Source organism: Polaromonas sp. P1_E3, assembly GCF_056405935.1.
The window spans coordinates 1-9,973 of sequence record NZ_JBFUBD010000094.1; the positions used below are offsets into that span (position 1 = coordinate 1).

9 protein-coding genes are annotated in these 9,973 nt (G+C 63.0%); 3 read left to right on the forward strand and 6 right to left on the reverse strand.

Annotated features, from left to right (window positions below):
* Positions 1-916: ABC transporter substrate-binding protein (locus AC1D0Z_RS11925; RefSeq protein WP_477658461.1), on the reverse strand; the 916-nt coding region annotated here is incomplete at its 3' end.
* A gap of 83 nt (positions 917-999) precedes the next feature.
* Positions 1,000-2,055, reverse strand: a complete 1,056-nt coding sequence (locus tag AC1D0Z_RS11930; RefSeq protein WP_477658462.1) for an ABC transporter ATP-binding protein — start codon at positions 2,053-2,055, stop codon at positions 1,000-1,002.
* A 257-nt stretch (positions 2,056-2,312) separates the two neighbouring features.
* Here AC1D0Z_RS11930 and AC1D0Z_RS11935 point away from each other — a divergent pair, with 257 nt between their 5' ends.
* Positions 2,313-2,981 carry a glutathione S-transferase gene (locus AC1D0Z_RS11935; protein WP_477658468.1) on the forward strand — a complete coding sequence of 223 codons (669 nt, stop codon included), beginning with the start codon at positions 2,313-2,315 and terminating at the stop codon, positions 2,979-2,981.
* Positions 2,982-3,036: 55 nt separating this feature from the next.
* Here the strand turns inward: AC1D0Z_RS11935 and AC1D0Z_RS11940 are convergent, their stop codons facing one another.
* From AC1D0Z_RS11940 to AC1D0Z_RS11950, 3 genes are all read right to left on the reverse strand, one after another.
* The gene (locus tag AC1D0Z_RS11940) at positions 3,037-3,648 is read right to left on the reverse strand and encodes a DUF2325 domain-containing protein (protein ID WP_477658469.1); all 612 of its coding nucleotides are present in this window, start codon (positions 3,646-3,648) and stop codon (positions 3,037-3,039) included.
* A gap of 367 nt (positions 3,649-4,015) precedes the next feature.
* Positions 4,016-5,740, reverse strand: a complete 1,725-nt coding sequence (recJ, locus tag AC1D0Z_RS11945; RefSeq protein WP_477658463.1) for a single-stranded-DNA-specific exonuclease RecJ — start codon at positions 5,738-5,740, stop codon at positions 4,016-4,018.
* An 18-nt stretch (positions 5,741-5,758) separates the two neighbouring features.
* Complete coding sequence (locus AC1D0Z_RS11950) at positions 5,759-6,775, reverse strand: hypothetical protein (protein WP_477658464.1); 1,017 nt, start codon at positions 6,773-6,775, stop codon at positions 5,759-5,761.
* A gap of 114 nt (positions 6,776-6,889) precedes the next feature.
* Between AC1D0Z_RS11950 and AC1D0Z_RS11955 the strand changes: the two genes are divergently transcribed.
* Together AC1D0Z_RS11955 and lolD are read left to right on the forward strand one after the other, a co-directional pair.
* Positions 6,890-8,143: a lipoprotein-releasing ABC transporter permease subunit gene (locus AC1D0Z_RS11955; protein ID WP_477658465.1), complete on the forward strand. Its 1,254-nt coding sequence runs from the start codon at positions 6,890-6,892 to the stop codon at positions 8,141-8,143.
* Complete coding sequence (gene lolD, locus AC1D0Z_RS11960) at positions 8,136-8,870, forward strand: lipoprotein-releasing ABC transporter ATP-binding protein LolD (protein ID WP_477658466.1); 735 nt, start codon at positions 8,136-8,138, stop codon at positions 8,868-8,870. The genes AC1D0Z_RS11955 and lolD overlap by 8 nt, the downstream gene beginning before the upstream one ends.
* Positions 8,871-9,075: 205 nt before the next feature.
* Here lolD and AC1D0Z_RS11965 read toward each other — a convergent pair whose 3' ends face one another.
* Positions 9,076-9,468 carry a DUF4288 domain-containing protein gene (locus tag AC1D0Z_RS11965; RefSeq protein WP_477658467.1) on the reverse strand — a complete coding sequence of 131 codons (393 nt, stop codon included), beginning with the start codon at positions 9,466-9,468 and terminating at the stop codon, positions 9,076-9,078.
* Between the last annotated feature and the right edge of the window lie 505 nt (positions 9,469-9,973).

The window sequence follows — 9,973 nt, forward strand, 5'->3', positions numbered from 1 at the left end:
GCTGGAAGTTGCAGGCGATCCCCTTGGTGCGCACGGCCGTCACGGCCGGGCTCCACATCGACTGGATCACCACTTCGCCCGAGGCCATCAGGTTGACGGACTCGTTGAAGTCTTTCCACAGCGCGCGGAACTGGCCGGCCTTCTTGGCCTCGATCAAGGTGGCGATCGTGAGGTCGATCTCCTTCTTGGTCATGTTGCCCTTGTCGGGGTATTTGTAGATGCCCTTGGCTTCGACCACCATGGCGGCGTCCATGATGCCGATCGACGGAATGTTCAGGATGGCCGCTTTGCCCTTGAACTCGGGGTTCAGCAACTCGGCCCAGGAGCTGATGGGGCGCTTGATCAAATCGGGGCGGATGCCCAGCGTGTCGGCGTTGTACACCGTGGGAATGAGCGACATGAACTGCGTCGGGCTCTTGGCGAAGACCTTGCTTTTTTCGCCTTCGAGGTAAATCACCTTCTTGGGCGCGGTGCCCTGGTCGCCCACGGCCTTGCCTGCCACCGTGCCGGTGGTGAAGAGCGTGGTGATCTTGTCGGCGTTCTTGATGCGCTTGGTGTCGATGCCCTTCAGGTTGCCGGTGGGCACGATTTTCTTGAGCGAGAAATACTCGGTGTCGATCAGGTCAAAGCTGTTGGGCGCGGTCACGGCGCGTTTGGTCACGTCGTCGGTGGTCACAGCTACGTACTGAATGGTGATGCCGGTGTCGGCTTTGAACTTTTCGGCAATGGCCTTGTCCTGGTTCACCGCGGTACCCAGGTAGCGCAGCACGATTTTTTCCTGCGCGTGCACGGCGGGGAACAGGCCCGTGGCCAGGATACCGGCCGTGCCCTTGAGCAAAGCGCGGCGCGGCACGCCGCCCACAGAGGTGTCGGTGTCGGTGGCGGTGTCTTTTTGATCAGGAAGAGCGTCGGACATGGTGAAAAACTCCTGGTGGCTTGGGTAAAAATCTTCTTGCGAAGGGACGGGTGAAAACTCTGTGCTTCTGCGTTCTATTGGGGTCAGGCAGGCAGGGCCGCCTGCAGCGTGTGCGCCGCCTCGGGCGCCCATGACAGCTGCACGCTGTCACCCGGCGCATAAGGCCGGGCCGCAAACATGGCCTCCGGCACCATCACCGACAGCTCGGCGGTGGTGTGGGCCGTGGGCGATACGCCCGGGTTTTGCAGGCCCAGCAGCACATACGGGCCCTGGTATTCGACATCGGTCACCACGGCGCGCCGGTTGTGCGCTGCGTCGGGCGCGGCCTGGCCGGCCGGGGTAATCTGCATGTGGTCGGTGCGCACGCCTATCTTGCCGGCGGGGGTGTCCAGCACGTTGTGCCCGCCCATGAAGCGCGCCACAAACTCACTCGCGGGGCGGTTGTAGATTTCGTGCGGTGATCCGACCTGTTCGATCAGCCCGTGGTTCATCACCACCATGGTGTCGGCCAGCGCCATGGCCTCTTCCTGCGAGTGCGTGACGTGAATAAAGGTGAGCCCCAGTTCCTTTTGCCAGCGCCGCAGCTCGGCACGCATCTGGATGCGCAGGAAGGGGTCGAGCGCCGACAGCGGCTCATCGAGCAACAGCACACGCGGCTGCGTGATCAGCGCGCGCGCCAGCGCCACGCGCTGCTGCTGCCCGCCTGAAAGCTCCGCCGGCTTGCGTTCTGCCAGGTGGCCCATGGCCACGCGCTCCAGCAGGTCTTTGGCCTGCTGGCGGCGTGCGGCCTTGTCCACGCCTTTCATCTTCAGGCTGAAGGCCACGTTGTCGAGCGCCGAAAGATGTGGAAACAGCGCGAAGCTCTGAAACATCATGGCCGTGCCGCGGCCGGCGGCCGGCAGGTCGGTGATGTTGCGGTTTTCCAGCAGGATGTCGCCGCTGGTCACGGATTCATGCCCCGCCATCATGCGCAGCGTCGTGCTTTTGCCGCAACCCGAAGGCCCGAGCAGGCAGCAGTAACTGCCGCTGGCAATGCGCAGGTTGATGCCGTCGACCGCCGGTTTGTCTTGCTGCGCGTACCGTTTGGTCAGCGCAATGGCTTCAATGGCGGCGGGGGGCGGGCTGGCAAAGGCGTTCATGCCAACCTTCTGTGCAAGGCTTGTGCCAGCTTTGTATGCGATCTATGACGCAGATTGTGTACAAAATGCATGGTTCTGGTGCTGCAGATGCCGTGCCCACCTGCCATGCTGGTGCATGCTGTAACCAGAAGTTCCTGGAATTCCCAGAAGTCAGATGGGGGTGTGACCCCTTTTCAGGTTTTCTGCCTGTCGCCACCGGCGCATGAACCCGGCCGTCCATGGCCTACCATCTGCGCATCCGCCTTATGGAGCCGCCCTTGATCACCCTGCACCACCTCAACAATTCCCGCTCGCAGCGCATCCTCTGGCTGATGGAAGAGATGGGCCTGCCCTATGAGATCCAGCGCTACCAGCGCGACCCCAAAACCATGCTGGCGCCGCCTTCACTGCGCGCAGTGCACCCGCTGGGCAAGTCGCCGGTGATCACAGACGGTGAGTTCGCGCTGGCCGAGTCCGGCGCCATCATTGAATATCTCGTGGCGCGCTACGGCGCCGGCCGCCTGGCGCCCGAGGCCGGCACGCCGGCGCACCTGCGCTACACCTATTGGCTGCACTACGCTGAAGGCTCGGCCATGCCGCCGCTGCTCCTCAAGCTGGTGTTCGACAAGGTGGAAAGCTCGCCCATGCCGTTTTTCGTCAAGCCGATTGCCCGCGCCATCGCCGGCAAGGTCAAGAAGACGTTTATTGAGCCGCAACTGCGGCAACACCTGGACTTCCTTGAAATGTCACTGGGCCAGAGCGACTGGTTTGCCGGCGGCAGGTTCAGCGGCGCAGACATCCAGATGAGCTTTCCGCTGGAGGCAGCGGCCGCGCGCGGCGGGCTCAACGAGAGCCGGCCCAGGTTGATGGATTTCCTGGCACGCATCCACGCCCGGCCCGCCTACCAGMGCGCGATTGCGCGCGGCGGAGAGTTTGCACTGCAGTGATGCCCGCAGAGCTTGCTGAGCGCGCTATTAATTCGATAGCTGCTTGCGCTCGTCCTTAAAGGGCTGCAGCCGTTTTTGACCTGCTATTTCGGGTTTCTGGCGTGACTGGCAGGCCGGGCGCCTGCCTGCTGCGCACAAACTGCAGGGCCTGCGGCTGGCCGACCAGCACGCATTCCTTGCCGGTGCGCCGGCAGTGGTCCTGCACACGCCAGTAGGCGTCGTGGCTCACGCAGCCGGTCTGGCAGATCACCAGGTCGGCGGCGACCAGGCTGGCCTCAAGGGCGGCGGTGTCCTGCAGGTCGTCGCCCGCGTGGTGCAAAAAGTGCCCGCCGGCCATTTCAACCACGCGCCGGGCAGCGGTGGTGCCGGCACCTTGCTGGCCGACGCACAGCACCGATTTCTCATGCAGCGCGGGTGCCGCTTGCGAAGCGGACAAAGCCGCCGCCAACGCTGCGGCGGCCTGCGGTGCTGCCGCGGTTTTTGGCCGGCCCAGGCGTTCCCGCACCAAACCCTGCAAATCATGGACACGGCCCATCAGCCACTCCACCCGGCGCGCCAGCGTCAGCCKTTTGGGCAGGCCGGGGATGGCCGCCTCCACGGCCTGGCGGTCTTCACGCTCCCAGGCCAGCGCGGTCTCCCGCACCATCGCCGCCGCACGCAGGCGCACCGCCTGGGATTGCAGGCGCGAGATTTCCGCAGCTTGCGCGGCAATCACCGTGCTGCAGCGCTTCTGGATCTCGCCGTATTGGGCCAGCAGGGCGCGGTGTTCACGGTCAAGGCCGGGCAGAGAGGTACAGGGTCCTGGCATGTCGGGGCTCCATAAGATGAAGTTGTCCCCACTCCACACCCGGCGATCCGCAGCCGAAGGAGGGGGCAAACCCATCTTAAATGAGAATTGCTCTCATTTGGAGTAAAGATTGAGACCGTTTCCGGTCATCCGATAAAGCCTGGTTTGCTATGAATTCAGGAGCTGCTGGCGCACGTCCCTATTGGTCAGAGCCTCGATTTCACTTGAAATTTAGGTGGCAGGATCGTCAGAGTTCAGCCGCTTCCACCAGAAACCGCACCCGTTTCACGCCCTGCCATTCGTCCGCGTCCAGCCTAAAGGCCAGCTTGACCCGCGCGGGCAGCGATTCGGTGTGGCCGAACCAGATGCCGTCGACCGGCTGGCCCTGGTGCTTGAGCTTGAGCGCCAGGTGCTTTTCACCCACCAGCCGCTGCGACACGACCTCCACCACTTCGCTGAAGGTGGGCGCCGCAAACCCCTGGCCCCAGACTTCCCTGTGCAGCGTGTCGACCACGTCGGTGCGGCGGTATTCGGCCGGCAGCGGGCCGTCGGTGTCCATGCGGCGCGTCAGCGTGGCGGCGTCCAGCCATTCGTGCGCCACCTGCTGCAGCGCGCTTTCAAAGACTTCAAAATGCTCTTCGGCAATGGTGCAGCCGGCCGCCATGGCGTGGCCGCCAAAGCGCAGCAGCACGCCAGGGTGGCGCTTGGCGACCAGGTCCAGCGCGTCGCGCAGATGAAACCCGGGGATTGAGCGGCCCGAGCCCTTGAGCTCGTGTTCCTTGCCGTCAGCCTGGCTGGCGGCAAACACGAAGGTCGGGCGGTGCAGCCTGTCCTTGATGCGTGAGGCCACGATGCCGACCACGCCTTCATGAAACTCCGGATCAAAAATCGCAATCGCCGGCGGCGGCTCCTCGTCTTCGTCAATCATCGCGTCGGCCGCCAGCTGCGCCTGTTCGCGCATGCCGGCTTCAATGTCGCGGCGCTCGCGGTTGATGCCGTCGAGCATCTGCGCCAGCTCGTCGCCGCGCGCCGCGTCGTCGGTCAGCAGGCATTCGATGCCCAGCGTCATGTCGCTGAGCCGGCCTGCCGCATTGATGCGCGGACCCAGCGCAAAGGCAAAGTCAAAGGTGGTGGCCACCAGCGTCTGCCGGCCCGCCGCCTTGAACAAACTCGCCAGGCCTGCGGGCAGGTGGCCCATGCGTATGCGCTTGAGGCCCTGCGCCACCAGCCTGCGGTTGTTGGCGTCCAGCTTCACTACGTCGGCCACCGTGCCCAGCGCGACCAGCGGCAGCAGTGCATCCAGTTTCGGTTGTGTGGCGGCGTCAAACGCACCACGCGCACGCAACTCGGCTCGCAACGCCAGCAGCACATAAAACATCACGCCCACGCCGGCGATTGATTTGCTTTCAAACGTGCAGATGGGCTGGTTCGGGTTGACGATCACGTCGGCCTCGGGCAGCACCACTTCACCGTCTTTCAGCGCGGGCAGGTGGTGGTCCGTCACCAGCACCTGCATGCCCAGGGCACGCGCACGTGCCACGCCGTCGATGCTGGCGATGCCGTTGTCCACCGTCACCAGCACGTCGGCGCCGGCGGCTTTCACGCGCTCGGCAATCGGCGGCGTGAGCCCGTAGCCGTCGGTGACGCGGTCGGGCACCAGGTAGCTGACATGCTGCGCGCCCAGCAGCTTGAGGCCGCGCAGCGCCACGGCACACGCGGTGGCGCCGTCACAGTCGTAGTCGGCCACCACGCAGATCTTTTTGCCGGCGGCCATCGCGTCGGCCAGCAGCTGCGCCGCCTGTTGCACGCCGTGCAGCGAAACCGGCGGCAGCAGCCGGGCCAGGCCGTCATCCAGCTCGTCCGCCGCATTCACGCCGCGCGCGGCATACAGCTGCGCCAGCAGCGGGTGAATGCCGGCTTGCTGCAGCGCCCAGACGCTGCGCGGGGGCACGTCACGTACCTGTATTTTCATGTGTGTTTACTATCTTTTTTATAGCTGGTCGCGCCCGTACCATAAGGGCTGCGGCATCAAAAGGCTTGAAATTTTGGCCAAAAATCCGGTTTTTTGCGTCTCAAACGTCTGCCAGCCGCGCTCGCCGCACAGCGTCAGCCGCGCGGCCTCGCCTGCACGCTGGCGGGCCAGCAACTGCGCGATCTCGCCCGCATCCAGCGCAGCCCAGGCCTGGGCATAGGCTTGCCAGTCGTCAGCAAAGACGGCTTGCGCCAGGCTGCGCGGCACGGCTGGAGCCTGGCTGGCAGGTTCATACCCGTCGGGCAGGGCGCCGGTGCCGCTCAGCCAGAACGAATTGACCGGAAGTTGCCCCCGCGCTGCGCGCTCGTCATTCAGCGGGTGGGTGTACAGCAGCATCTGCATTTCGTTTTGCAGCAGCTTCATTTTTCGGGCGGTACTGCCCTTGGCCTCGGTTTTCCCCCCAGGCAACCACGGGTCTACATTGCGGCCCATCACGCGGTCGAGTGAGGCGGTGGGCAAGGTGCGAAACAGCTCGCCTTCGGCCAGCCAGCGCTGCGGCCCCAGTGCGGGCACATGGTGCAAGGTGATGCCGTCAGTTTCAAAGTAAGGCTGCATGGCTGCCAGCAGCGCGTGGGATTCGGCTTCATCCAGGCCCAGCGCAGCCGGGTCCGTCATCGTGGCGTGCTCGCGCCCCATGGCCCAGTGGCAGGGCGTTACCCAGGCCCAGGCTTTGTCTGGCCCGGCTTGAAGGTGCTGCGCCGCATCCACCGCCGCCCAGGGAATCAGCCCGTCAGGCGTATCCACAGTGGCAAGGCCCAGCGTCAGGGCCAGGGCCCGCTCGTGCGGCGGCGACAGTGCGTGTGCATCTGCCGTATCAGTGTGCACTGACTTCATGCCCTTGAGCAGCTGCGTGAGGTTGCGCGTGCCATGCGCCGGCAGCGCCTTCATGGTGGGCAGCCAGGCTTCCGCACTGCAGGCCGCAAAGGGAAGCAGCAGGTGCGGCCCTGTGAAAGGAGTGGGGGAATTGGCTGACATGGGCCTATTGTCCGGGATGCCACAATTGGCCTTCAAATTTGGCGCTTAAATCGCACCGTATAAGAATCCGTTCGGGCGGGCCGCCTTTGGCCCGCAACGACTACCAGGTTGAGTATGCAAATTCCTTATGAGCTGATAGTGGGCTGGCGCTACACCCGCGCCGGCCGAGCCACCCGGCGCAACGGCTTTATCTCTTTTATTTCTGGCGTGTCCATGCTGGGCATTGCGCTCGGTGTGGCCGCGCTGATCATCGTGCTCAGCGTGATGAACGGCTTCCAGAAAGAAGTGCGCGACCGCATGCTGGGCGTGATCTCGCACATCGAAGTCTTCGCACCCAACGGTGCCGCTTTGCCCAACCCGCAAAAGACGCTGGCTGAAATCAAGGCCAACCCGCAGGTCACGGGCGCCGCCACCTTCATTGCCGCGCAAGCCCTGCTGGCGCGCGGCGAGGACATGAAGGGCACCGTCGTGCGCGGTATTGACCCGGCGCTTGAAGGCCAGGTCACCGACCTCGCCGTGACGTCTGGCTCCACATTGGCCAAATTAATCCCCGGTGAATTCGGTGTGGTGCTGGGCGGCGAGCTGGCCCGCGCCATGGGCGTGCGCGAGGGCGACAGCGTCACGCTGATTGCGCCCAGCGGCCAGATCACCCCGGCGGGCKTGGTGCCGCGCCTCAAGCAGATGACGGTGGTAGGCACGTTTGACTCCGGCCATTTTGAGTACGACTCGGCCCTGGTCATGATGCACCAGGACGACGCGGCGCGGATCTTCCGCCTCGAAGGCCCCACCGGCATCCGCATCAAGCTCAAAGACCTGCACCAGGCGCGCGAGGTCGCGTTTGAACTGTCAAGAAGCCTGAGCGGTGACTTGCTGATCCGCGACTGGACACGCCAGAACAAGACCTGGTTTGCCGCCGTGCAGCTTGAAAAACGCATGATGTTCATCATCCTCACGCTCATCGTGGCGGTGGCAGCCTTCAACCTCGTCAGCACGCTGGTGATGACGGTGACCGACAAGCGCGCCGACATCGCCATCCTGCGCACGCTGGGCGCCAGCCCGAAAAGCATCATGAAGATCTTCATGGTGCAGGGCGCGCTGGTCGGCGTGATCGGCACGCTCTCGGGCCTGTTGCTCGGCCTGGGCATTGCCTTCAACATCGACGTCATCGTGCCGGCGATTGAGCGCGCGCTCAACGCCAGCTTCTTGCCCAAGGATATTTACCTCATCAGCCGCATGCCCAGTGAACCGCAATACGCCGACATCATGCCGATCGTCGTCATCTCCCTGGTGTTGGCCTTCCTCGCCACTATCTACCCCAGCTGGCGCGCCAGCCGCGTCAACCCGGCGGAGGCCCTGCGCTATGAGTGAACTGAAAAACGATATGGCTGCAACCCTGCAAAGCGCCAACGCGAACGGCGAGGTGGTGCTCAAAGCCAGCGCCCTCACCAAACGCTTCCACGAAGGCTTGATAGACCTGACCGTCCTCCACGGCGTAGACCTGCAGGTCCACGCCGGAGAAACCCTCGCCATCGTCGGCGCCTCAGGCTCCGGCAAAAGCACGCTGCTGCACCTGATGGGCGGACTTGATGCACCCACCAGCGGGCAGGTCGAACTCAAAGGCCAAACCCTGTCGTCGCTGTCACCCCAACAGCAAGGCGACCTGCGCAACAAGCACCTCGGGTTTGTCTACCAGTTCCACCATCTGCTGCCCGAGTTCAGCGCACTCGACAATGTCGCCATGCCCTTGTGGATCCGCCGCGAGTCGCCTGCGGAATGCGCACGGGTCGCCACGAAGATGCTGGCGGCTGTGGGCCTGCAAGACCGAATCCACCACCGTCCCGCAGAACTCTCAGGCGGTGAGCGCCAGCGTGTGGCGATTGCGCGTGCGCTTGTCACGCAACCAGCGTGCGTGCTGGCTGATGAGCCGACAGGGAATCTGGATCGATCAACCGCTGACGGCGTGTTTGAACTGATGCTGCAATTGGCACGCGACTTCGGCACAGCCTTTGTGCTGGTCACGCACGATGAAACGCTGGCCTCGCGATGCGGGCGGCGTTTCAGATTGGTGTCGGGGCGGTTGTCGGAGTGGAGTTGAGCGGTTGCGTCAATCTGGCGAAAACGGAGGGATTCGAACCCTCGATGCACCAGTTACCGCAGACCGCACACGACAAAATATCTAACGAACCGGCAGCTGCCGGTTTTTTTTACGCCTAATCGTCTGAGGAAATCTGCCTTCTAACGTTTGACTTAAGCGGCCTGCCATAGGCAGGGCCGCTTGAAGGAAGGGTTAGGGCGCACTATCACGAGAGAACCGGTGTTGATCTTTTGGGATTGAACCGCTTGCTAAAGGCAATTGGTTCCTCAGTTTTCAGCACATCGAGGAGAGAACCGACTTCTTGCCCATCCAAGGGGTCTTCGAGCAGAGTGATTTGTTCAACCTTAACAAAGGCCCAGCGGACCGTCTGTTGCTTCGAATTCTTGTACTTCGTTTCCTGCTTCTTTCCAAGCTCGATCGCTCTGACGAGCGCACTGTGGTGATCAGTTGCCTCTAGCAGTATGAATGGATAGTCACAGATGTTCCGCTTCTTAGGTTTGCCATTGTCGACAAGGCAGACAACAAGAAGACGTGCACAGAAGAGAGGCATTTGGTGCGCCCTAACATAATGTATACCGCAAGRTCTGCGGYATARCATCGCSCCTGCGGTATAACCTGGCCRYWRAAAAMYCAGCCAAGTGCTTGTWATTAAARGACTTATTGCCCATTTTSAGTTTCACTCAGGTCGATAAAAAGGGASCAAACCCCGCACGCCGATTCTAGGCGGACAGTGAGGAAACCGGCCTTCTCAATATGGACGAACCCAGCCCAAACAGCCGATTCAGTTGTGTTTGACCATCGTTCCCCAGTGACAGCCTGAGCCGCGCAACCCTGACGGGCAGTGGCGCTCGTAAAGCCCGTACCAGCGCAAAACGCTGGTGCTGAACGACTAACCCCTKAGCCAACCCTTCTTTGCAATTCCAAGCGTCTACCCGCTGCAGCGGCATAGCTCCAGGGCCCAACGTTTGAGGCAAGCGGCAGCCAGAAAGTGGCAAGGTCTATTGGGACTTTGCGCCGCGCCGTCCCCCAGCTTTCGGATCGCTTGTTGGGTCATCAGTGCTTGCAGGATCCAGCGGTCGCAACTTCGACCATGCCCAGAAAAC